At 43.3% G+C, this 24963-nt stretch carries 17 protein-coding genes, 1 tRNA gene and 1 pseudogene; 3 read left to right on the plus strand and 16 right to left on the minus strand.

Translation table 11 applies throughout. The annotated features are described in order from the left end of the window. From EXT43_RS00200 to EXT43_RS00260, 13 genes and pseudogenes are all read right to left on the minus strand, one after another. Window positions 1-77: pseudogene (locus EXT43_RS00200) on the minus strand (elongation factor Tu); the annotation flags it as partial. 60 nt (window positions 78-137) lie between these two features. Further along, a complete protein-coding gene (gene fusA / locus EXT43_RS00205) occupies window positions 138-2252 on the minus strand; it encodes an elongation factor G (protein ID WP_054563999.1) in 2115 nt (704 codons plus the stop codon). Between the two features lie 27 nt (window positions 2253-2279). Further along, window positions 2280-2750 (minus strand): 30S ribosomal protein S7, encoded by a 471-nt coding sequence (gene rpsG, locus EXT43_RS00210; RefSeq protein ID WP_054554834.1) that lies wholly within the window; start codon window positions 2748-2750, stop codon window positions 2280-2282. A gap of 97 nt (window positions 2751-2847) precedes the next feature. Beyond that, window positions 2848-3222, minus strand: coding sequence for a 30S ribosomal protein S12 (gene rpsL, locus EXT43_RS00215; RefSeq protein ID WP_002958885.1), 375 nt, complete (start codon window positions 3220-3222; stop codon window positions 2848-2850). Window positions 3223-3414: 192 nt separating this feature from the next. Continuing rightward, the gene (rpoC, locus tag EXT43_RS00220) at window positions 3415-7587 is read right to left on the minus strand and encodes a DNA-directed RNA polymerase subunit beta' (RefSeq protein ID WP_130166124.1); all 4173 of its coding nucleotides are present in this window, start codon (window positions 7585-7587) and stop codon (window positions 3415-3417) included. Window positions 7588-7684: 97 nt separating this feature from the next. After that, complete coding sequence (rpoB, locus tag EXT43_RS00225; protein WP_055022150.1) at window positions 7685-11710, minus strand: DNA-directed RNA polymerase subunit beta; 4026 nt, start codon at window positions 11708-11710, stop codon at window positions 7685-7687. A 272-nt stretch (window positions 11711-11982) separates the two neighbouring features. After that, window positions 11983-12345 carry a 50S ribosomal protein L7/L12 gene (gene rplL / locus EXT43_RS00230; RefSeq protein WP_054554830.1) on the minus strand — a complete coding sequence of 121 codons (363 nt, stop codon included), beginning with the start codon at window positions 12343-12345 and terminating at the stop codon, window positions 11983-11985. An 81-nt stretch (window positions 12346-12426) separates the two neighbouring features. Next, window positions 12427-12921: a 50S ribosomal protein L10 gene (gene rplJ, locus EXT43_RS00235; RefSeq protein WP_054554829.1), complete on the minus strand. Its 495-nt coding sequence runs from the start codon at window positions 12919-12921 to the stop codon at window positions 12427-12429. A gap of 319 nt (window positions 12922-13240) precedes the next feature. Beyond that, window positions 13241-13945 carry a 50S ribosomal protein L1 gene (gene rplA, locus EXT43_RS00240; protein WP_054564002.1) on the minus strand — a complete coding sequence of 235 codons (705 nt, stop codon included), beginning with the start codon at window positions 13943-13945 and terminating at the stop codon, window positions 13241-13243. A gap of 4 nt (window positions 13946-13949) precedes the next feature. Next, entirely contained in the window at window positions 13950-14378 is a 429-nt protein-coding gene (gene rplK, locus EXT43_RS00245; RefSeq protein WP_054554827.1) for a 50S ribosomal protein L11, read from the minus strand. 214 nt (window positions 14379-14592) lie between these two features. Then, window positions 14593-15150, minus strand: a complete 558-nt coding sequence (gene nusG, locus EXT43_RS00250; protein WP_054554826.1) for a transcription termination/antitermination protein NusG — start codon at window positions 15148-15150, stop codon at window positions 14593-14595. Window positions 15151-15154: 4 nt separating this feature from the next. Then, window positions 15155-15532 (minus strand): preprotein translocase subunit SecE, encoded by a 378-nt coding sequence (gene secE / locus EXT43_RS00255; protein WP_036971579.1) that lies wholly within the window; start codon window positions 15530-15532, stop codon window positions 15155-15157. A gap of 132 nt (window positions 15533-15664) precedes the next feature. Further along, window positions 15665-15741 (minus strand) — tRNA-Trp (locus EXT43_RS00260). 163 nt (window positions 15742-15904) lie between these two features. On the opposite strand from EXT43_RS00260, the gene EXT43_RS00265 reads away from it, so the two are divergent. Together EXT43_RS00265 and EXT43_RS00270 are read left to right on the plus strand one after the other, a co-directional pair. Next, complete coding sequence (locus tag EXT43_RS00265) at window positions 15905-19843, plus strand: two-component regulator propeller domain-containing protein (protein WP_130166125.1); 3939 nt, start codon at window positions 15905-15907, stop codon at window positions 19841-19843. Window positions 19844-19968: 125 nt separating this feature from the next. Beyond that, entirely contained in the window at window positions 19969-21102 is a 1134-nt protein-coding gene (locus EXT43_RS00270; RefSeq protein ID WP_130166126.1) for a CsgG/HfaB family protein, read from the plus strand. 40 nt (window positions 21103-21142) lie between these two features. Here the strand turns inward: EXT43_RS00270 and EXT43_RS00275 are convergent, their stop codons facing one another. From EXT43_RS00275 to deoC, 3 genes are read right to left on the minus strand one after another with little or no spacing between them, the layout of a single operon-like run. Beyond that, complete coding sequence (locus EXT43_RS00275; RefSeq protein WP_062564378.1) at window positions 21143-21991, minus strand: SPFH domain-containing protein; 849 nt, start codon at window positions 21989-21991, stop codon at window positions 21143-21145. A gap of 18 nt (window positions 21992-22009) precedes the next feature. Further along, window positions 22010-22510 carry a hypothetical protein gene (locus EXT43_RS00280; RefSeq protein ID WP_058586658.1) on the minus strand — a complete coding sequence of 167 codons (501 nt, stop codon included), beginning with the start codon at window positions 22508-22510 and terminating at the stop codon, window positions 22010-22012. Beyond that, on the minus strand, window positions 22500-23243 hold the full coding sequence (gene deoC, locus EXT43_RS00285; protein WP_130166127.1) for a deoxyribose-phosphate aldolase: 744 nt from the start codon (window positions 23241-23243) through the stop codon (window positions 22500-22502). The genes EXT43_RS00280 and deoC overlap by 11 nt, the downstream gene beginning before the upstream one ends. Before the next feature lie 271 nt (window positions 23244-23514). On the opposite strand from deoC, the gene cysG reads away from it, so the two are divergent. Continuing rightward, on the plus strand, window positions 23515-24936 hold the full coding sequence (cysG, locus tag EXT43_RS00290) for a siroheme synthase CysG (RefSeq protein WP_054564014.1): 1422 nt from the start codon (window positions 23515-23517) through the stop codon (window positions 24934-24936). Window positions 24937-24963 lie beyond the last annotated feature (27 nt).

Consider the following 24963-nt stretch of genomic DNA (forward strand, 5'->3'; position numbering starts at 1 on the left):
GTTTTACCGTGGTCAACGTGGCCGATTGTACCAACGTTTACGTGCGGTTTTACGCGTTCAAACTTTTCTTTTGCCATCTTAAAAAATTCCTATAAAGAAATTAACGCCTGACCCACTATTGGGCCAGACAAGCTAAATCATATAACAGCGCGAGCTGCAATTATTGCATCTGCAACGTTTTTAGCGGCTTCTGCATACTTCAAAAACTCCATAGAGTAAGATGCACGGCCTTGTGTTGCAGATCGCAGATCAGTTGCATAACCAAACATTTCAGAAAGTGGTACTTGCGCATTAATTTGCTTAAGACCACCGAATGCTTCTTCCATGCCTTCGATCATGCCGCGGCGACGGTTTAAGTCACCAACTACATCACCCATGTTTTCTTCAGGAGTGATAACTTCAACCTTCATTACTGGTTCTAGAAGAGCAGGGTTTGCTTCAAGCGCACCTTTCTTCATCGCCATTGAACCTGCAATCTTAAATGCCATTTCATTCGAGTCTACATCATGGAATGAACCATCATATAGAGTCGCTTTAACGCCAAGTAATGGGTAGCCTGCAAGCACACCTTGAGACATTTGCTCTTGGATGCCTTTGTCTACCGCAGGGATGTATTCTTTAGGAACGGCACCACCAACGATTTCGTTAACGAACTCGTAAGTTGGCGCTTCATCATCCGAAATATCCATCGGTTCAAGTTTAAGCCAGACGTGACCATATTGACCACGACCACCTGATTGACGTACGAACTTCCCTTCAACTTCAACAGCTGAACGGATAGCTTCACGGTATGCTACCTGCGGCTTACCAACGTTACATTCAACACTGAATTCACGTTTCATACGGTCGACAATGATATCAAGGTGAAGTTCACCCATGCCAGAAATAATAGTCTGGCCTGATTCTTCGTCAGTTTGTACTCTGAAAGATGGATCTTCTGCCGCTAGTTTACCTAACGCGATTCCCATCTTATCTTGGTCAGCTACTGTGCGAGGCTCAACCGCAACAGAGATAACTGGCTCTGGGAACTCCATACGCTCAAGCGTAATAATTGAGTTCGGATCACACAGTGTCTCACCTGTTGTTACGTCTTTAAGACCAATAGCCGCTGCGATGTCGCCTGCGTAGACTACTTTGATCTCTTCACGTGAGTTTGAATGCATCTGAACGATACGACCAAGTCGCTCACGCTTACTTTTAACTGGATTGTATACCGCATCACCCTGTTTAACAGTACCAGAGTAAACACGGAAGAAGGTCAAGGTGCCAACGAACGGGTCTGTCGCAATCTTAAAAGCAAGTGCGGCAAACGGTGCGTTGTCATCAGCAGGACGTTCTTCCTCAGTACCATCTTCAACGATACCTTGGATTTGTTTCACTTGTGTTGGCGCAGGCATATATTCGATAACAGCATCAAGCACAGCTTGAACACCCTTATTCTTAAATGCACTACCACACGTCATTGGAACAATTTCGTTTGCTAATGTGCGCTGACGTAAAGCTGCTTTAATTTCAGCTTCGGTCAGGTCTTCACCTTCTAGATATTTGTCCATTAGTTCTTCTGATGCTTCAGCAGCGCTCTCAACCATGTGAGAACGCCATTCTTCTGCAAGCTCCAGAAGCTCTGCCGGAATGTCCTCATAAGTGAAAGTCATGCCTTGATCTTCGGCATTCCAGTTAATGGCTTTCATCTTAATAAGGTCAATAACACCTTTAAAGTCGTCTTCAGCACCAATTGGTAGCTGAATTGGAACAGGCGTTGCTCCAAGACGAGATTTCACCTGGTCCACAACTGTTAAGAAGTCAGCGCCAGTGCGATCCATTTTGTTTACGAAGATCATGCGAGGAACTTCGTATTTGTTCGCTTGACGCCAAACTGTCTCAGTTTGCGGCTGTACACCAGATGAAGCACAAAGAACAACTACCGCACCATCTAGTACGCGTAAAGAACGCTCTACTTCGATAGTGAAATCTACGTGTCCTGGCGTATCAATGATATTGATGCGATGGTCGTCAAATTGAGCGTCCATCCCTTTCCAGAAACACGTTGTTGCAGCAGAAGTGATTGTGATACCACGCTCTTGTTCCTGCTCCATCCAATCCATAGTTGCAGCACCATCATGTACTTCACCGATCTTATGAGAAAGACCCGTGTAGAACAGAACACGTTCTGTTGTGGTGGTTTTACCTGCATCTACGTGAGCGCAAATACCGATATTGCGATAGCGCTCAAGTGGAGTTGTACGTGCCATATGATCCTCTTAAAGGTTAAGGGCAGATTACCAACGGTAATGAGCGAATGCTTTATTCGCTTCAGCCATACGGTGAACGTCTTCACGTTTCTTAACCGCAGTGCCTTTGTTGTCAGCAGCGTCAACGATTTCTTGAGCTAAACGTAAGCCCATAGATTTTTCGCCACGCTTACGTGCAGCGTCTACTAACCAACGCATACCTAATGCGTTGCGACGTACTGGACGTACTTCAACTGGTACTTGGTACGTTGAACCACCAACACGGCGAGATTTAACCTCTACCTGTGGGCGAACGTTTTCAAGTGCAGCTTCAAAGATTTCAAGGTGCGACTTGCCTGATTTCTCAGCAGCCACGTCTAACGCACCATAAACGATTTTTTCAGCAGTAGATTTCTTGCCGTCTAACATTACTACGTTAACGAATTTAGCAAGAAGTTCCGATCCGAACTTAGGATCTGGAAGAATTTTACGTTGACCTATTACGCGTCTTCTAGGCATTTTGTATCTCCGGTATCTTCAGGTTTGCTCTTTTAGAGTCAATACCCAAAACAATTAATTTAAAAATTTAGTGCTTGGCCTTACTAACGGAGAACCATTAGCCCTTAGGGCGTTTAGCACCGTATTTAGAACGAGCTTGACGACGGTCGCTAACGCCTGCACAGTCAAGTGCACCACGTACAGTGTGGAAACGCACACCTGGTAAGTCTTTAACACGACCACCACGGATTAGGATTACACTGTGCTCTTGTAAGTTGTGGCCTTCACCACCAATGTAAGATGTTACTTCGAAACCGTTAGTTAAACGAACACGCGCTACTTTACGTAATGCAGAGTTTGGTTTCTTAGGTGTAGTTGTATATACACGAGTACATACACCACGCTTTTGCGGACAAGCTTTAAGTGCAGCTGAGTTACTTTTAGTAACTTTGCTACGACGTGGCTTACGCACTAGCTGGTTAATAGTTGCCATTTAAATAGCTCCTGAAATTAAAATTACTACTGAAAAAATAAAAAATCCGCCCTGTTTACATGCTCGTTACAAAACGTGCAGGCAAATGGGTGGCGGAATTTTAATGAGCAAAGTTTAACCTGTCAACCTTAACTCATCGTAAGGCAGAAGATAACTGCCTTACGATTTCTTAATCTATTGATTAAGTTGAGATTATTGGTTTCCAGAGATATCTGCGTTTAGTGCGTCAGTTAGTGCTTGAGTTGCCTCTTCAGCGCTTACTGTTTGCTCTTCAACGATTTCACCTTGCTTGCGACGGTTTAAACGGTCTTGGTGATACGCAAAGCCTGTACCAGCTGGGATCAGACGACCCACGATTACGTTTTCTTTCAGACCACGAAGCTCATCGCTCTTACCATTTACAGCGGCTTCAGTTAGGACACGAGTTGTCTCCTGGAACGATGCTGCAGAAATGAAAGATTCTGTTGCAAGTGACGCTTTAGTGATACCCATTAACTGGATTTCAAACTTCGCTGGGATCTTGCCTTGCTTCTCAAGTTCACGGTTCGCGATATTAACGCGTGCCACTTCAACTTGTTCACCGGCTAAGAACTCAGTGTCACCGCCGTCAAGGATGATACATTTACGTAGCATCTGACGAATAATTGTCTCAATGTGCTTGTCATTGATCTTAACGCCTTGCAAGCGGTAAACCTCTTGCACTTCGTTAACGATGTAGTTAGCTACATGAGTTACACCACGTAGGCGTAAGATGTCATGTGGTGATTCTGGACCATCGGCGATAACCTCACCTTTAGACACTTGCTCACCTTCGAACACGTTAAGTTGACGCCATTTAGGGATCATCTCTTCGTATGCGTCACCCTCAGCTGGAGTGATTACAAGACGCTTCTTACCTTTTGTTTCTTTACCGAAGCTGATAGTACCTGTGATTTCTGCAAGGATTGCAGGATCTTTCGGCTTACGTGCTTCGAATAAGTCAGCTACGCGAGGTAGACCACCCGTGATATCACGAGTCTTCGAACCTTCTTGCGGAATACGTGCAAGTACGTCACCTGGGTTTGCAGTTGCACCGTCTGTTACTTCAATCGTTGTGAATGAAGGAAGACGTGTTTCTTGCAGACCACGCTCATCGCTTTCGATGATTAGTTTAGGTTCTTTCGCATTCGCTTTACCTAAGTCTTTAACAACCACACGTGTTAAACCAGTTAACTCGTCTGTTTGTGCTTCGGTATTTGAGTCATCAATGTCGCTGAACGAGATTTTTGACTTGTGCTCAAGAACGATTGGGTGACTATGCGGATCCCAAGTAGCAACGATATCGTTACCTTGAACTTCTGCATTATCTTGTACTGCTAACACAGCACCGTAAGGAACTTTATAACGCTCTTTCTCACGACCAAAGCTATCGATGATAGTGATCTCTGTTGAACGAGACGTGATAACAATCTTACCGTCTGTGTTTAATACGTACTTCGCATTGTGTAACTTCAATGTACCGTTAGTTTTAACTTGTACACTGTTTTCAGCAGACGCTCGAGATGCCGCACCACCGATGTGGAAGGTACGCATCGTAAGCTGTGTACCCGGCTCACCGATTGATTGTGCCGCGATAACACCTACTGACTCACCTGGATTGATGATGTGGCCACGCGCAAGGTCACGACCGTAACACTTAGCACATACACCAAAGTCATTATCACACGTGATTACTGAACGAACGCGTACTTCATCCACTGAGTGCTCTTCTAAAAGGTCACACAGTTTTTCGTCAAGCATAATGTTACGCTCAACAAGTACTTCGTTAGTATTTGGAATTAATACATCTTCAGCAACAACACGACCTAGTACACGTTCACGAAGTGCTTCTACAACGTCACCACCTTCGATAAGCGGTTTCATTGTTAAGCCATCTTCTGTGCCACAGTCGTCTTCATTGATTACTAAGTCTTGTGCAACGTCTACTAGACGACGCGTTAAGTAACCCGAGTTTGCTGTTTTAAGTGCTGTATCGGCAAGACCTTTACGCGCACCGTGCGTTGAGATGAAGTACTGTAGTACGTTTAGACCTTCACGGAAGTTCGCCGTGATTGGTGTCTCGATGATTGAACCATCTGGACGTGCCATTAGACCACGCATACCCGCTAACTGACGGATCTGAGCGGCGCTACCACGTGCACCTGAGTCTGCCATCATAAACACTGAGTTAAATGAAGATTGCTCTTCTTCTTCGCCTTTAGCGTTGATTACAGTGTCTTTTGATAAGTTCGCCATCATCTCACGTGATAAGTTTTCATTTACACGTGACCAGATATCGATAACTTTGTTGTACTTTTCACCAGCCGTTACAAGACCTGATTGGAATTGTTGGTTGATTTCAGTTACTTCAGCTTCCGCTGATTCAATGATTTCTGCTTTAACCGGTGGGATAACTAAGTCATCGATACCGATTGAAACACCTGACTTCATTGCGTAGTGGAAACCTGTGTACATTACTTGGTCAGCAAAGATAACGGTATCTTTAAGACCTAGACGACGGTAACACTCGTTTAATAAGCCAGAAATTTGTTTCTTACCTAGGGCTTGGTTGATTAACTCAAACGGCATGCCTTTAGGTAGGATTAGTGAAAGAATTGCACGACCTACTGTTGTTTCAACAATAGATACTTGCTCAACTGCTTCACCTTCTTCATTGTTAACTGTTTCGCTAATACGTACTTTTACGCGCGCATGTAGCTCAGCATTACCACTACGGTATGCTTTTTCAGCTTCTTTAGGATCTTTAAATACAGTACCTTCGCCTTTCGCATTGATACGATCACGAGTCATGTAGTAAAGACCTAATACAACGTCCTGTGAAGGAACGATGATTGGCTCACCATTCGCTGGAGATAGGATGTTGTTTGTAGACATCATTAGAGCACGTGCTTCTAACTGTGCTTCAAGCGTTAACGGTACGTGTACCGCCATTTGGTCACCATCGAAGTCAGCGTTGTACGCCGCACAAACTAATGGGTGTAAATGGATCGCTTTACCTTCGATAAGCACAGGTTCGAACGCTTGGATACCCAAACGGTGAAGTGTTGGTGCACGGTTAAGTAATACTGGATGTTCACGAATTACTTCGTCTAATACATCCCATACTTCTGCCACTTCACGCTCAACCATCTTCTTAGCAGCTTTGATAGTCGTAGCCATGCCGCGACGCTCTAGTTTGCCGTAGATAAATGGTTTGAATAGCTCAAGTGCCATCTTCTTAGGAAGACCACACTGGTGTAGTTTAAGCGTAGGACCTACTGTGATTACAGAACGGCCAGAGTAATCTACACGTTTACCAAGTAAGTTCTGACGGAAACGACCTTGCTTACCTTTGATCATATCAGCAAGCGATTTAAGAGGACGTTTGTTAGAACCTGTAATCGCACGACCGCGACGACCGTTATCAAGTAGCGCATCTACCGCTTCTTGTAACATACGTTTTTCGTTGCGTACGATAATGTCTGGTGCTGCTAGATCTAATAGACGCTTAAGACGGTTATTACGGTTAATAACACGACGGTAAAGGTCATTCAGATCAGAAGTCGCAAAACGACCACCGTCTAGTGGTACTAATGGACGTAGATCAGGCGGAAGTACTGGAAGTACTGTCATGATCATCCACTCAGGGTTGTTACCTGATTGGTGGAAAGATTCCATTAATTTAAGACGTTTAGTGATCTTCTTACGCTTAGTTTCAGAGTTAATTGTTGGTAACTCTTCACGCATTTCAGCAATTAATTGGCCAAGATCAAGTTCACGAAGCAAGTCTAATACTGCTTCTGCACCCATCTTCGCTTCAAACTCATCACCGTGCTCTTCTAGTGCATCTAGGTACTCTTCTTCACCTAAAAGCTGACCACGCTCAAGCGTTGTCATACCAGGCTCAGTTACTACGAATGATTCGAAGTAAAGTACGCGCTCGATGTCACGAAGTGTCATGTCTAGCATTAAGCCGATACGTGACGGTAATGATTTTAAGAACCAAATGTGCGCAACTGGGCTCGCAAGCTCAATGTGACCCATACGGTCACGACGCACTTTAGTAAGCGTTACTTCAACGCCACACTTTTCACAAATAACACCACGGTGCTTAAGGCGCTTATATTTACCACATAAACACTCATAATCTTTCACTGGGCCGAAAATACGGGCACAGAATAAGCCGTCGCGCTCAGGCTTGAAAGTACGGTAGTTGATTGTCTCAGGTTTCTTTACTTCACCGTATGACCATGAACGAACCATATCTGGCGAAGCAAGACCAATGCGAATTGCATCGAATTCTTCGGTCTTATTTTGTTGCTTCAGAAACTTAAGTAAGTCTTTCACCTTAGCTCTCCTGTCGGAGGTTAATCTTGAGGGCGAACCAATCGCCCCTACATTCTATTCGGCCTAACAGGTGCGGCTTACGCCGCACCTAAATGGCTTAATTTTCTTCCAACTCGATGTTGATACCCAGTGAGCGGATTTCTTTCAACAATACGTTGAACGATTCTGGCATACCTGGCTCCATCTTATGGTTACCATCTACGATGTTCTTATACATCTTAGTACGACCGTTCACGTCATCCGATTTCACTGTTAGCATTTCTTGTAGAGTATATGCAGCACCGTAAGCTTCAAGTGCCCACACCTCCATCTCACCGAAACGCTGGCCACCGAACTGAGCTTTACCACCCAGCGGCTGCTGAGTAACAAGGCTGTAAGAACCAGTTGAACGTGCGTGCATCTTGTCATCAACCAAGTGGTTAAGTTTCAGCATGTACATGTAACCAACAGTTACTTGACGTTCGAACTGATCGCCAGTACGGCCATCATAAAGTGTAACTTGACCGCTTCTTGGATAACCACCAAGCTCTAGTAAGTCTTTGATTTCGCTTTCACGAGCACCATCAAAGGCTGGAGTTGCGATCGGTAAACCACCTTTCAAGTTATCAGCTAAGCGACGAACTTCATCATCAGAGAACGAGTCGATATCAACTTTCTGACGACAATCACCTAATTCGTAAACTTTCTTAACGAAGCTACGGATTTCGTGCAGTTCACGCTGCTCTTTCATCATTTCTTCTAAGCGCTCACCCACACCACGTGCAGCAAGACCCATGTGTGTTTCTAGGATCTGACCGATGTTCATACGTGATGGTACACCTAGCGGGTTCAGAACGATGTCTACCGTACGACCTTTGTCATCGTATGGCATATCTTCTACTGGTACGATAGTCGAGATAACACCTTTGTTACCGTGACGACCCGCCATCTTATCACCCGGTTGGATACGACGTTTAACAGCTAGGTATACTTTAACAATCTTAAGTACGCCTGGTGCTAGGTCATCACCTTGAGTGATCTTACGACGTTTGTTTTCAAACTTCTTATCGTATTCAGCTTTAAGCTCATCGTACTGGGCAGCTAGTTGCTCAAGTTCAGCTTGCTTGTCTTCTTCAGCAAGGCTTTGAGTAAGCAGCTTTTCAGCATTTAGTGATGCAATTGAATCTGCGTTCAGACCTGCGTCAACAAGTAGCTTACGAGCACGGTCTAATACACCGGCTTCTAAGATACGGAACTCTTCGTTGAAGTCTTTCTTCGCTTCGCGAAGCTGCATGTCTTCAACTTCTAACGCACGCTTATCTTTTTCAACACCGTCACGGGTGAAAACTTGTACGTCGATTACAGTACCAGTTACAGAGTTTGGTACGCGTAAAGAGCTGTCTTTAACGTCTGACGCTTTCTCACCGAAGATAGCACGTAGTAGCTTTTCTTCTGGTGTTAATTGCGTTTCGCCTTTCGGAGTCACTTTACCTACTAGGATATCGCCGCCTTTAACTTCAGCACCGATATAAACAACGCCTGACTCATCAAGCTTGCCTAGTGCAGACTCACCTACGTTAGGGATATCTGCTGTGATCTCTTCAGGACCTAATTTAGTATCACGTGCGATACATTGTAGTTCTTGAATGTGGATAGTCGTTAGACGATCTTCTTGAACTACACGCTCAGATAGTAGGATTGAATCCTCGAAGTTATAACCGTTCCATGGCATGAATGCCACGCGAAGGTTTTGACCAAGTGCTAAGTCACCTAAGTCAGTCGAAGGACCATCTGCTAATACGTCACCACGTGTTACCGGCTCACCAACCATACAAGTTGGTTTTTGGTTAATACATGTATTTTGGTTTGAGCGAGTGTATTTAGTAAGGTTGTAAATATCGATGCCCGCTTCACCTGGAATACGCTCATCTTCATGTACATTTACAACGATGCGGCTTGCATCCGCATACATTACTTCACCACCACGCTTAGCAACGATAGTTACACCAGAATCTTTCGCTAGTGTAAGCTCGATACCTGTACCTACCAGCGGTTTGTCCGCGATAAGTGTTGGTACAGCTTGACGTTGCATGTTTGAACCCATCAATGCACGGTTAGCATCATCGTGTTCTAGGAACGGGATAAGTGCTGCCGCTACAGAGATCACCTGTTGTGGTGATACATCCATATATTGCTGGTCCATTTTGCCCATAAAGGTTGATTCACCTTTGTGACGACATGGAATTAGTTCATCAACAAACTCATTGTTTTCGTTCAAGTTTGAGTTCGCCTGAGCGATAACAAACTGACCTTCTTCAATGGCTGATAAGTAATCTACTTCATCAGTAACTACACCGTTTACCACTTTACGGTAAGGTGTTTCTAAGAAACCATAGTCATTCGTACGTGCGTACGTAGACAATGAGTTAATTAGACCGATGTTTGGACCCTCAGGCGTTTCGATTGGACATACACGACCATAGTGAGTTACGTGAACGTCTCGAACCTCGAAGCCAGCGCGTTCACGTGTTAAACCACCCGGGCCTAATGCAGAAATACGACGCTTGTGCGTTACTTCTGAAAGCGGGTTATTTTGGTCCATGAACTGTGATAACTGAGATGAACCAAAGAACTCTTTAACCGCAGCCGAAATAGGCTTAGCATTAATAAGATCTTGTGGCATTACAGCGTCAAGGTCACCTAAGCTTAAACGCTCACGTACAGCACGCTCAACACGTACTAGACCAACGCGGAATTGGTTCTCAGCCATTTCGCCAACACTACGGATACGACGGTTGCCTAAGTGGTCGATATCATCAACATCGCCAACACCGTTACGAATAGCGATAAGCACTTTCATAACAGCTACGATGTCTTCTTTCGATAATGTGCCAGGGCCAGTATCTGAGTCATAACCTACACGGCTATTGAACTTCATACGACCAACTGTTGATAAATCGTAACGCTCGTCAGAGAAGAACAAGTTATCAAATAAGGCTTCAGCCGCGTCTTTCGTCGGTGGCTCGCCTGGGCGCATCATGCGATAAATTTCTACTAATGCTTCTAAACGGTTGCTTGTTGTGTCGATACGTAATGTATCTGACATGTAGGCGCCGCTGTCCACTTCGTTGATATATAGTGTATCAATCTTAGTGTGACCTGCTTTAACCAATTCAGCCATTAGCTCTAGTGATAGCTCGTCATTCGCGTTTGCGATGATCTCACCAGTTGACTCATCAACATAGTTTCTAGCTACAACACGACCAATGATGTACTCATGCGGTACTTCTAATTGGTTAATACCTTTTTTCTCGATGTTCTTGATGTGACGCGCAGTAATACGACGACCCGCTTCAACAAGGACTTCACCGTCTTCGCCTTTGATATCAAAAGCGGCAGTTTCACCACGTAAGCGTGAAGGAACAAGTTCCATAAGAACTTTACCGTCAGCAACTTCAAACGCAGTTGTATCGAAGAATATCTCTAGGATTTCATCCGTTGAGTACTCAAGTGCACGTAAGATGATTGACGCCGGTAATTTACGACGACGGTCAATACGTACATAAAGGTTATCTTTTGCATCAAACTCGAAGTCTAACCATGAACCACGGTAAGGAATTACACGCGCGTTATAAAGTACTTTACCTGACGAGTGAGTTTTACCGCGGTCGTTATCAAAGAATACACCAGGGCTACGGTGTAGCTGAGAAACGATAACACGCTCTGTACCATTGATAACAAAGGTACCGGTATCAGTCATGAGCGGAATTTCGCCCATGTAAACTTCTTGCTCTTTAATGTCTTTAACTGTGCCTGGTGCTTCTTTGTCCATCACCACAAGACGCAATTTTACGCGAAGTGGAGCAGAATAAGTCACACCGCGAATTTGACATTCTTTTACATCGAATACTGGCTCACCAATACGATAACTTACGTATTGAAGCTCAGAATTTCCCGAGTAGCTTTTGATAGGAAACACAGAACGGAAAGCAGCTTCCAAACCGTGATCGCCATCAGCGTCAGGGACTAAGAATTTTTTAAACGATTCTAACTGCGTCGACAGTAAGAAAGGTATATCCAAAACTTGTGGACGTTTACCAAAATCCTTACGGATACGTTTCTTTTCAGAATAAGAGTAAGCCATGGGGTTCCTCAGCTTGCTGATCTTTGACCCGACCTGTTCTTGTAAGAACAGACTTAACTGGCATCTAAGCCAAGATGTACAACATTAAATTGTTGTTCTATTTTGCTCTGACACTTTCAATACCGAACTAGGTAACAACTTGAAAGTAAAGAGAAAATTAGATTTTATTTGCGTTACAGGATTGCATCGCTCTATAGCGCAAAAAGGCCGGTGATTAAATAATCACCAGCCCTTGCCTGATTACTCAGGCAGCGAACCTAGCGTAAGCTAGATTACTTAACCTCAACTTCAGCACCAGCTTCAGTAAGGTCTTTTGCAAGTGCTTCAGCTTCTTCTTTAGATACACCTTCTTTGATAGGTGCAGGAGCAGCTTCAACAAGTGCTTTAGCTTCTTTAAGGCCAAGACCAGTAGCACCACGTACAGCTTTGATAGCTGCAACCTTGTTAGCGCCAGCGCCAGTAAGGATTACGTCGAACTCAGTCTTTTCTTCAGCTGCTTCAGCAGCAGGACCAGCAACAACAGCAGCAGCTGCAGTTACGCCGAATTTTTCTTCCATTGCTTCAACTAGAGCAACAACGTCCATTACTGACATTTCAGCAATAGCATCAAGGATTTGGTCTTTAGTTACAGACATTACAAATTTCCTAATTATTACGGACTAAATATAGCCCAAAAAAAATATTACACCGAAAGTGAACAAAAAAACAGCTTAAAATTAAGCAGCTTGCTCTTCTTTCTGTACACGTACTGCTTCAATTGTTTTACACAATTTACCTGCAGACGCTTCTTTCATAGCGCTCATTAAGCGTGCAACAGCTTCGTCGTAAGTAGGTAGAGTTGCTAGCATAGCTGCGTCTACTACGTTACCTTCAAATGCAGCCGTCTTAACTTCGAATTTCTCGTTCTTCTTCGCGAAATCTTTGAAGATACGCGCAGCAGCACCTGGGTGCTCTGAAGAGAAAGCGATTAAGCTTGGACCTACAAGTGAGTCAGAAAGGCACTCAAAATCTGTACCTTCAACAGCACGTTTAGCTAAAGTGTTACGAACAACTTTCATCCATACACCAGCTTCACGAGCTTCTTTACGAAGGGCAGTGATAGCACCAACTGTTACACCACGAGAATCTGCAACAACTGCAGAAAGAGCACCAGTGGCTGCTTCGTTGACTTCAGCAACAATTGCTTTTTTGCCTTGAAGATTTAAAGCCATGGGTGTTACTCCTGGTTTAATGGGTTGCCGAAATTGGCTTCCCTGTTCTACTCTTCCCCATCAAAGATGGAGATGCTTTTTACGGCGAGAGCCAGAAGATTAGGAAAAATCTATCTGGGGATTCACACCGTCTACGTAGGTAAAATATTAAGGCCGAAGCCGCCTACGGTCTTGGACGGAAGTCCAATTTATCGTTTTTACCCGAAGGCATTACGAAATTATGGACTTCAACCCGAATTCTTTACTTGTTTCGAAATTAACTTTCTCAACAAAATGGCGCAAAATTATAGTTCAAATTTCGCGCCATGTAAACTCTTAATTAAGCAACAACTGTGCTTAGAGAGTTTTGGTCAACAGCAACACCTGCGCCCATTGTTGTAGAGATAGTTACTTTCTTCACGTAAGTACCTTTTGCTTGAGAAGGTTTAGCCTTCTTAAGCGCAACAATAAGAGCTTCAAGGTTTTGTTGAAGTTGCTCAGCAGTGAAATCAACCTTACCGATAGTAGTATGGATGATACCGTTCTTGTCGTTACGGTAACGAACTTGACCTGCTTTCGCGTTTTTAACTGCTTCTGCAACGTTAGGAGTTACAGTACCAGTTTTAGGGTTTGGCATTAGACCACGTGGACCTAAGATTTGACCTAGTTGACCAACAACACGCATAGCGTCTGGAGATGCAACAACAACGTCAAAGTTCATCTCGCCTTTCTTAACTTGTTCAGCAAGATCTTCCATGCCCACTAATTCAGCACCAGCTTCTTTCGCAGCATCTGCGTTAGCGCCTTGTGTGAATACAGCAACACGAACTTCACGACCAGTACCGTTAGGTAGTACAGTTGCACCACGAACGTTTTGGTCAGATTTACGAGCATCGATACCAAGGTTAACAGCAACGTCAACACTTTCTACGAATTTAGCTGTCGCTAACTCTTTTAAAAGAGCAACTGCTTCGTTGATTTCGTAATCTTTAGTTACATCCACTTTTTCGCGGATAGTACGCATACGTTTAGTTAATTTTGCCATTATCTTAGTCCTCTACGTTCAAGCCCATCGCACGCGCAGAACCTGCGATAGTGCGAACTGCAGCGTCCATATCAGCCGCTGTAAGGTCAGGTCGTTTTGTCTCAACGATTTCTTCAAGTTGAGCACGAGTTACTGTACCCACTTTTTCAGTGTTAGGACGGCCAGAACCTGATTTGATGCCTGCAGCTTTCTTAAGTAAGTAAGCAGCCGGTGGAGTTTTCATGTCGAACGTGAAAGAACGGTCACCGTAAACAGAGATCACTACAGGAACTGGAGCGCCTTTTTCGATAGATTCTGTACGTGCGTTGAACGCTTTACAGAATTCCATGATGTTTACACCGTGTTGACCTAGTGCTGGACCTACTGGAGGACTAGGGTTAGCCATACCAGCGGCAACTTGTAGCTTGATAATAGCTTCAACTTTTTTAGCCATAATAAATACCTCATTTGGTGGGTCATAGCCTTGTGCGCGCGAGGACGCGTACTCTAACGGCTTCCCAGTTTAAAAATTGGTTCTCACTTTTTAGTGATAAAACAAGTTGTAACTTGCCCTAACACAAAAAGGCCGCTGATTATAAGTTAATCAGCGGCCTTTTTCAAGCGTATTGCCAAAATATTAAACGATTTTGGCAGCTTTAATTTTTTACTTACTTGTCTTGCTCAACTTGACCAAATTCAAGGTCAACAGGTGTCGAACGACCGAAGATAAGAACAGACACTTTCACGCGGCTCTTCTCGTAATCAACTTCTTCAACAACACCGCTGAAGTCAGCAAATGGACCATCGATAACACGAACAACTTCGCCTGGCTCGAATAATGTAGCTGGCTTAGGTGCTTCAGAGTTCTCTTGAAGACGGTTTAAGATGCGATCAGCTTCTTTTTGGCTAATTGGTGCTGGACGATCAGACGTACCGCCAATGAAGCCCATAACACGTGCAGTGCTGTTCACTAAGTGCCAGCTTGCATCGTTCATGTCCATTTGAACTAGTACGTAACCTGGGAAGAATTTACGCTCAGATTTACGCTTTTGGCCAGCGCGCATCTCAACAACTTCTTCAGTTGGTACTAATACTTCACCAAAACTATCTTCCAAACCTTCGATCTTGATGTGCTCAAGAATAGTTTGTGCTACACGCTTCTCGTAACCAGAGAAAGCTTGTACTACGTACCAACGTAGTTTCTTTTCGTTCTTCTCATCCGACATGGGATTAGATCTCCAATCCAGTTAAAAAGCCTACTGCGCGGAATAAAATGCCATCTAATCCCCAAAGGATAAGCGCCATAATCACAGTTGCAACCATTACAATTAATGTCGTATGTGTTGTTTCTTGGCGAGTTGGCCACACAACTTTACGTACTTCGATACGTGCTTCTTTTGCAAACGCAAGAAAAGTACGACCTTTTTCAGTTAGTGAGGCAATGCCTAAACCAGCTGCAACAGCAACCACTACACCAATAGCACGTAATAATACAGATTGGTCTGCATACATGTGGTTACCAACGACTGCGCCTGCTAGTAGCGCAATTGCTACAATCCACTTTACTGAATCCATCGCACTTGATGGTGTTTCTACATTCGTGCTCATAATATTTTTACCTTAACTACAGACACAACAACCCTGCGCTCTGGCAGGGTTAATCCATTAAAATCTAAACTTAAAAACTGACTTGTTTAAACCGATTTTTAATTTCAGACTTAGCACACATTGTGTAAAAAGTGGCAGGGGCGGAGAGATTCGAACTCCCAACCGTCGGTTTTGGAGACCGCTGTTCTACCAATTGGAACTACGCCCCTGCAAAGTGGATGCCTATTATACTTACGCAATTCATTAACACAAGAGTAAAAGATACCCATTAGTTAAAATCTCATCAGTTCGTTTAAAAATCAATATTAACATTGATTAAAAAGCAGTTTATTATAAACCCATTACAGGAACATAAAACAACATGGATCATGTGTGCTGCTATTAAAATCCCCTTTTAATATTGTATTGTTATGCCTCATTTTGTTGATAGCTAATCAGGCTAGTGCCCGTTCTTTACACCTTAGCACTTTTAATAGTCAGCAAGGCCTCAGCCAAAATTCAATCACTTGCAGCATCACCGACCAGCAAGGCTTTTTATGGTTTGCCACACAAGGTGGCTTAAATCGCTTTGATGGTTATGAATTTAAGCGTTTTAAAGCTAACAGCAATGATAAAAGCATTTCAGGGAACTGGATCACCGGTTGTGTCAAAGACAGTAAAAACCAGCTATGGTTTTCGACTGCAAGCAAAGGGCTTAATAGACTCAACCCTAAAACCGGTCTGTTTGAGGTGTTTTCTACACACCATAATGAAAGCCTAAGTGAAGATAAAATTTGGTCTATGGCGTTAGCTAAAGATGATGTTCTGTGGCTAGGCCATGAACACGGTAAGTTAACCCGTTTTGATGTATCAAATAATAGCTTTACACACTTTCACTATAAGTCAGCGCAGCCACTGGTTCGAGACATTGTTATTACCGATGAACTAATTTGGCTTGCCACAGATAAAGGGCTTATTTCATTTGACCCAATTACTGAGCAATTTACTCAGCATGCTCAGATCTCCGTGCCGCTCTGGCATCTCAAGTTGCTTAATGACGAAAAGCTGCTTATTGGCGCTAAAAAAGGTCTTTATATATTAAATTTAGCTACGCAAAGTAGTGAAAAAATCGAACAGTTTAATGGCGTCTGGATCACAGACAGCCTGATTGACCAACAGCAAAACCTTTGGCTTACAAGCTACGGGCAAGGTCTATACCTTTTACCTACGGGTGCTGACTTACAAGAGCAATTCACTCAATATCGCCATGACAAACAAAACCCCAACGGCTTAAGCAGCGACTACCTGCTTTCTCTTTTTCAAGACTCTCAAGGTGTTATTTGGCTAGGTACTGATGGCTATGGTGTGCACCGCTATGATCCTAAGCAGCAACAGTTCTCTCATCAATTAAAAACCTCTCAAGCAAATTCGTTAAGTCATAACTTTGTTCGTTCAATAGTTAAAAGAGCCAATGGTGAGGTATGGGTTGGCACCCGTGATGGACTCAACCGCAAAACAACGTCTGGTTATCAGCACTTTAAAAACGCCCTACCTAATAACAATATATTTGCCCTACACGAAGATGCTAACCAGCAATTATGGGTTGGTACTTACGGTGGCGGTTTAATTAAGTATCAAGACAGCCTTGATGAGTTTACAACTTTCACCATGCAAAGCCACCAGCTAGCCAGTGATCGTGTTTACGCAATTACCAGCGACAAAACAGGTGCACTTTGGCTAGGTAGTAACCAAGGCTTAACCCGCTTTGAACCAACCTCTGCCAAGGTGACTCACTATCAGCACAATGATGCGCAAAATAGCCTTGCCAACAACACCGTATTTACTTTGGCTTATGACAATGAAGAGCACGCACTATGGATTGGTACCCGAGCAGGACTCAATAAACTCGATATCTCAACAGAGCAATTTAGTTTATTAGATGAGCAAGGTTCAGGCGAGACAGGGCTTAGCCACAATATGGTTACCTCTTTATTACTCAGTGAAGACAGCATTTGGGTTGGCACTATGCAAGGCTTGAATCAGGTCAATAAACATACCCTCACAGTGAAACACATAACTGAGCAGCAAGGATTAGCTAATGACAACGTTTTTGACATTCTTGCCGATAAACAAGGCACGCTTTGGCTTGCAACCAATAGCGGACTCACTCGCTATAACCCCAGCACACAGCAAATGCAGCAGTTTTTGCCTGAAGATGGTATTCAACACCAGTCATTTATATTAGGTGCGAGCTTTCAAGCAGACGATGGCGAATTATTTTTTGGTGGTATTAATGGCTACAATCATTTTTACCCAGAGCAACTAACCTTATCGCACACTCCCCCGACTCCAGTGTTAACTGAGTTATTACTTAATAACCGAGCAATTAAAAGTAATCATTTTGATAAGCAAACCAATACCCTTGCTAGTGCAACTCAGACATTCTCGTTTGCAAAATCAGCGGGGGTTATCGGCTTTAAATTTAGTGCATTAAAAAATGGTGCGACTCCAAAACATTACCAATATGGCTACAAGCTAGCTGGCTTTGATGAGCAATTCTTATATACCGATGCATCCCTTAGGCAAATTAACTATCCGCAATTGCCTGCTGGTCACTACCAGTTATTGCTAAAAGCAAAAGATCAATATGGCCAATGGAGTGACAGTACACAGCTATTAGCGCTTACTGTTGTGCCTCCTTGGTGGCAAACTAAATTAGCCTACGGCATTTATTTTACGTTTGCTTTAGTACTGACTTGGCTTGTGTTAAATGCTTTGTACAAGCGCAAACTAGCAGAGCAAGAGAAGCAAACCGAAATTGAGTTAAACAAACTAAAAGATCAATTTTTAGATAACATTAGCCACGAACTCAAAACACCACTTAGCTTAATACTCGCTCCGATCAGTCAGTTACAGCGAAGCAATGCAGACTCTCAAGCTCAAACGCAATTAGCGAGTATCAAACGTAACTGCCAGCGCTTACTAGAGCTAATCAATCAACTTTTACAATTGAGTCAACGCCCAAGCACGGCAATTTACACTGTCAGCCCCTATTCTATTACGCCATTTTTAACAGATTTAGTGGCGGATTTCAGGCCTCTGTTTGAGCAAAAACAGCTGCAATTTAACTTTACTGACACCACCACTAAAGCCTTTAAGATTAACCTTGCTCCTGAACATGCTCACTCGATTTTTAGTAACCTGATAAGCAATGCACTTAAGTACACCCCTGCAGGTGGCACAGTCGCTATTCACCTTAGTGAAGTGCAACAAGCGTTACAGTTTAAAATTACGGATACCGGTGTGGGTATTGCCAGTGAGCATCAGCAGTCGGTTTTTCAGCGCTTTACTCGCGTAGCGTCATCAGAACCAGGAAGTGGTATTGGCCTGAGCTTAGTAAAACAACTCGTTGAACAATACGGTGGTTCTATCAGTGTAAGCAGTAAAATCGCTGAAGGTAGCTGCTTCACTGTATCATTGCCTATGGTTGAAAGTGCTGATAATCACATTAATAGTGCTACGCAAGTTCTTACCTCACAACAGACATTGCTGATTGTTGAGGATAATGAGGAAATGGCAGAGCTGCTCCTTTCTTTATTTAATAACGAGTTTAACTGTATCTGTGCAACTGATGGTCAGCAAGCGCTTGATTTATGCCAAACAGACCTGCCTGAACTCATTATTAGTGATGTGATGATGCCAAATATGGATGGTTATCAATTATTAGCAGCACTGCGTTCAAACCCAGCCACCAGCCATATCCCAGTATTATTACTTTCTGCTAAAGCAGATACCCACAGCCGCTTAAAAGGGCTGGATTTATTGGCTGATGATTTTTTGAGTAAACCTTTTGAGCCTACTCTACTAGTAAGCAGAGTAAAAGGCCTGCTTAATCTAAGACATATTTTAAACCAACATCTAACAGCACAACTGGCAGCTCCTCTGAATAGCGATACAGCGCCAATAACAGTACAAAATAAAGATTATTCCTTCACAGAAAAGCTCAAGCAAGTAGTACAAGTCCATTATCAAGATGAAAGTTTTTCGGTTGAACAACTAGCCTCTGCGTTATGTTTAAGTCCCCGGGCGCTACAACTAAAAATGAAAGCCTTGTACTCGCAAACGCCTTCTGACTATTTACGCAATACTCGCTTAGAATTTTCAAAAAAACAGCTAATCGATAGCGAATTAGCAATTGGTCAAGTCGCGGAGCAAGCCGGTTTTAGTTCACAAAGCTATTTTGCCCGAAGCTTTAAGAGCTATGTTGGCTTATCACCAAAACAGTATCGAGAAAAACATCAAAAACATGCCGAATTTCGCGTCAGTGAATAAAATTTTCGCCTGAGTGCTATTAATAAAACACTGATTTTTATAGCTTATCCATACAAACGTCAATAACAACAAAGCCCATAGTGCGGCGTTATTTACTGCATGAGATATAAGTTAAGGAAAGTCATATGCTCACCAAAACACACAAAGCAATTTCGATTACGTTACTTGCTGCGGCACTGACTGCATGCCAGAGTACTTCGACAACCACCAGCAATACCAATAGCCCAGATATAAACGAAGTTGCACAGCAGCAATACAATGGCCCAAAAGCTCGGATCGCTGTTGCCCGCTTTACTGATAAATCAAACGATTCACGTTGGTGGCGTAAAGAAATTGGTGAAGGTATGGCCGATCAACTCACAACCGCATTAGTCAGTACAAATCGCTTTATTGTTTTAGAGCGACAAGCACTTGATGCCGTATTATCAGAACAAGACCTTGCTGTATCAGGCCGTGTGAGTGCCGCTTCTGGTGCTGCGTATGGTGAAATAGAGGGAGCCGAAATTGTTGTGGTTGCCGCAGTCACAGAGTTTGATGATGACAACTCAGGCACTCGTGTCGCCAGTGGTGGCTTTATCGGTGATGTATTTAGCTCTGTGTCGGCTGGTTTTTCAAGTTCGCACATGGCGATAGATTTACGCTTAATCGATACGCGTACTTCACGCATTTTAGCCGCTACCAGTGTTGAGGGTGGCAGTAAAGATTTTGACTTTACATCAGCTGCCACCAATTTTGGTGGCGCACTCGTTGGTGGTAACTTAAGTAGCTGGTCAAACACACCAAAAGAAAAAGCATTGCGCGAAGTGATCGTAAAAGCTGTTGAGTTTTTAGAATCAAAAGTGCCAACAACTTATTATCGCTATAATAGTGATAACACCATTGCAGCTGGCCATACAGCACCTGCACCAATAAAAGTAACCGCAGCTGCAGCTCCTGCTAAAGCGCCAGTTGCATCGGTTAGTGTTCCAACTCACAGAATGCCTTACTACGAAAAAACAGACTTAGCGATGTCACGACTGAACTTGGTTTGTTTGGGTTATTTGAAAAGGCAGCCTCACTACGAAGAATATGAAATAGAAGACGTAGAGTACGATCAAGCAACGGTGATTGCTCTCACTGAGTATCAGCAAGAAAAAAAGCTGAAAGTGACTGGCCTTGCTGATGAGACAACTAAGAAGTCGCTTGATGATTCAGGGTGTATTGCCAAAACGAACAAATCAAGTTTAGAAAGCTTTGGCAGTATGTTTAAATTTAACTAAGCAAACTAACAGCCAGTGCCAGCACTGGCTGTTTAAACCCTTAGTTTGTGCCTTTCACCAGTGGTACACCATTGTTACCAACAGGAATATAAACTGTTGTATGGTTAGGTGACTCAGCCATCTTTAACTGCGCATTAATAGCTTCATGTTGTAGATAATTTGGCGTCAAAGTGGCATTAATTATTTTTTGCGCCTGTGCAATACCTTTCGCTTCTTCTACACGGATCTCAGCATCTTTTCGTGCAATTTCTTTTTGCGTTTCTTTTTCAGACAGTAATTGTTGTGCAGCTAACTTTTTCTCAACAGCATTAGCAACAATAGCCGGATAGTTAATATTTCCCACTACGACATTGGCGAGCTTAAATGGCGTTGGTTCTAAATACGCTTTTAACCGGGCTGTTACTTCTGCAGCTATTTTCTCGCGATTGGTTTTTAACACACCACTATCGTATTGCTGCACTATATCACGCACATAAGTTCTAAATGTTTCACGGACAAATCGCGGATACCAATCTTCACCACCGTATTGCTCAACCACCGCTCTGACAGAGCCGCTTTCTATTGAAATGACCGCATGAAAATCAAAACTAATGTTTAAGTCATCGTTAGCTAAGATTTTAAATGCTTCAGTATACGTATTCGGGCGCATATCAATATTAATCACCTGATTGCGCCAAAGTGACATGCCGTAGTTAGCTGGGCCAATCATAGTGCCTTGATAACCGCCTTCGCCAAACACCCGCGGCTTTTCAAATACGTAACCTTCTTCACCCGCAGGTGTACTTGGGTTAGTACACGCCGTGAGCGATACAGCAACTACACCTGCTAATGCTAAACTTGGAAAAACACTCGATAGAAGTGTTTGCGTCCCTGAACGTTTAAATTTCATTGTTGTTATCTCATTCCATTATAAAATTTGTAATAACTCACCACGATAAAAATCACATAACAACCAAATTTGTTGAAATGGATGATGCTTAGGCACATCAAGGTGAGTAAGTACTGACTTAAAATCATCAAGATGCCATATAGTACTGGCATTTCGAATTAATAACCAAGGCTGAGTAGACTCGTAGTGTTTCTTAGCTTTTTGTGCCAGCAAGCGATGTAAAGCACAGTGCAAACGCTCGTTACTCGGTGCTAAAGCCATTTCAGCAAGATCTCGTTGCATTGAGATAGACAGCGGCCGGCCTAACACCGCCATTGCCTCTGTTTCGCTGGCATATAAATGTGCGACTTCAATATCAAGCCGTTCATCACCTTTATAACAACTCACGTCTGGTTTACTCGGCGTGTTATGCCAAATATTGCGCATACTCACGCCAAACTGCTTTTCGTAACAGCGCAAAAACAACTTTGCTGCGCCGTGCTCGAGCGCTATTTTCTCTTGTTCACTTTCACGATTCATTTAATGTTGCATACACATCTTTTAATAACCCAGAAGCGCCAAAACGAAATAGCTCGGGTTGTAAGTACGCTTCACCCATAATTGATTCAGCTAGGGCTAAATACTCAGCAGCTTCGGTGACTGTTCTGACCCCGCCTGCCGCCTTAAAACCAACCTTTTTGCCACTCGCTTTTATGCTGTTCAACATGATGTCTGTTGCAGCTAGCGTTGCATTGACAGCCACTTTACCAGTACTGGTTTTAACAAAATCAGCGCCGCCATCAATTGCCAGCTTAGTTGCTGTTGCAATGAGATCATCACTTAATTCGCCACTTTCGATAATGACTTTAAGCTGCGCTTGAGTACCACATGCCTCTTTAGACGCTTTGACATACTCTAAAACTTTGCGCTCATCACCACCAATAAGCGCTTTGTAGGGGATCACTAAATCAATTTCATCAGCGCCGCGTTCAATGGCAAATAAGGTTTCATTTAACACTTGCTCTAACGGTTGCTCCCCACTAGGAAAGTTAGTAACTGTAGCCACTTTGACTTGCTGTAGTTCACGCTCAGCGAGAGCAAGCTTTGCATCACTTACAAACTGGCTATACACACAGACCGCTGCAGGAATGCCTAACGTTGGCTCAATACTGGCAACCAAGTTATTAATGGTTTCTGTTGTGTCGCTGTCATTTAGAGTTGTTAAGTCCATCAGTGCCACCGCTTGGGCAGCGCTTGTTTGCATTTTAGTCATAGCTCTTATATTTGTGTTGCCATATTAGTGACCTATAGTAGCAAATTTTTATCATTCGGCTATAAATCATAACTAATCACCATAAGGCTGCTTATTTACTTGTAACTCGCCGCAATCCCTTGTTAACTAAGTCTTAAGCCAAAACAAACCACTTGGTATAACTTTTAGTTATATAAACTTGGTTTTAATTATTTTTTACTTTTTTTAGAGCACTATATTCTGCTTGCCTGCAATAAGCAGTTTCTTGATGTGTTTTAGGGGTGAGAACAAAGTGCAATATTTACCAATCTTTACCAAATTAGACGACAAACCTGTGCTGGTAGTCGGCGGTGGAGATGTCGCATTACGCAAATGCCGTGCGTTTTTAAAAGCGCGTGCTCATGTGACGCTAGTCGCCCCTGAATTTTGTGATGAACTTCGAGAACTTGCTGAGAAAGGTGATGTAACACTCATTAACGACTTTTTCAAAGAACAGTATTTAGATCAGCAAATGCTGGTAATCGCTGCAACTGACATAGACAGCGTTAACAAAGATGTGTTCGAACTTGCTAATGCGCGCAATATTTTCGTTAACGTGGTGGATGATCAACCTAAGTGCAGCTTTATTTTTCCATCAATTGTTGACCGTGATCCAATCACAATTGCAATTTCAAGCGCAGGCACAGCGCCAGTATTAGCACGTCGTTTACGCGAAAAACTCGAAACGCTTATTCCACAGCATATAGGTCCACTCGCTACATTAGTTGGCAGCTTTCGTGACAAAGTAAAACAACGCTTTAAACACTTTGCTGACCGCCGCCAGTTTTGGGAAGGCGTATTTGATTCATCAGTTGTAAGCAAAGTCCAAGCGGGTAATACCGAAGCTGCAACAGCGCAGTTAGAGCAATTGTTAGATGCAAAGCCAGAACCTGAAGGCGAAGTGTATGTTGTAGGTGCAGGCCCAGGTGACCCTGAGCTATTAACCTTAAAAGCACTGCAGTTAATGCAACAAGCCGATGTGGTGGTATATGACTACTTGGTTTCTGATGAAATTATGGATTTAGTACGCCGTGATGCCGACCTAGTTTGCGTAGGTAAAAGGTTAGGCGATCACAGTGTGGCGCAAGAAGATACCAATCAGATGTTGGTCGATTTTGCCAAGCAAGGCAAAAAAGTATGCCGTATTAAAGGCGGCGACCCGTTTATTTATGGTCGTGGTGGTGAAGAAGTACAAGTTCTTGCCGCGAATAAAGTGCGTTACCAAATCGTACCGGGTATTACTGCTGCTGCAGGTTGTAGCGCTTATGCAGGTATTCCACTTACTCACAGAGATCATGCGCAAGCCATTCAGTTTGTAACGGGTCACTGTAAAAAAGATGGTCAAGAATTAGATTGGCAGTCTCTTGCCAAGCCAAATCAGACCTTAGCGATTTATATGGGAGTGATTAAATCACCGCATATTCAAGCACAACTATTAAAACATGGCCGCGGTGCAGATACCCCCGTTGCCATTATCGAAAACGGCACACGTAAAGAACAACGTGTGGTTACAGGGCAATTAGGTGAGCTGGCTGATTTGATTTCACGCCATAGCATTATCTCACCCGCCTTATTAATTATTGGCGAAGTTGCATCATTGCATCATCAGCTTGCATGGTTTGGTCAAACAGAGCAAACCAGCAGCTTTGCCCAGCCAATTACTGGCGTAGCTTAATTTAACTTTTAATCATTTTAGTAGGAC

The sequence above is a fragment of the Pseudoalteromonas sp. CO109Y genome (assembly GCF_004208935.1).
Classification (GTDB): domain Bacteria; phylum Pseudomonadota; class Gammaproteobacteria; order Enterobacterales; family Alteromonadaceae; genus Pseudoalteromonas; species Pseudoalteromonas shioyasakiensis.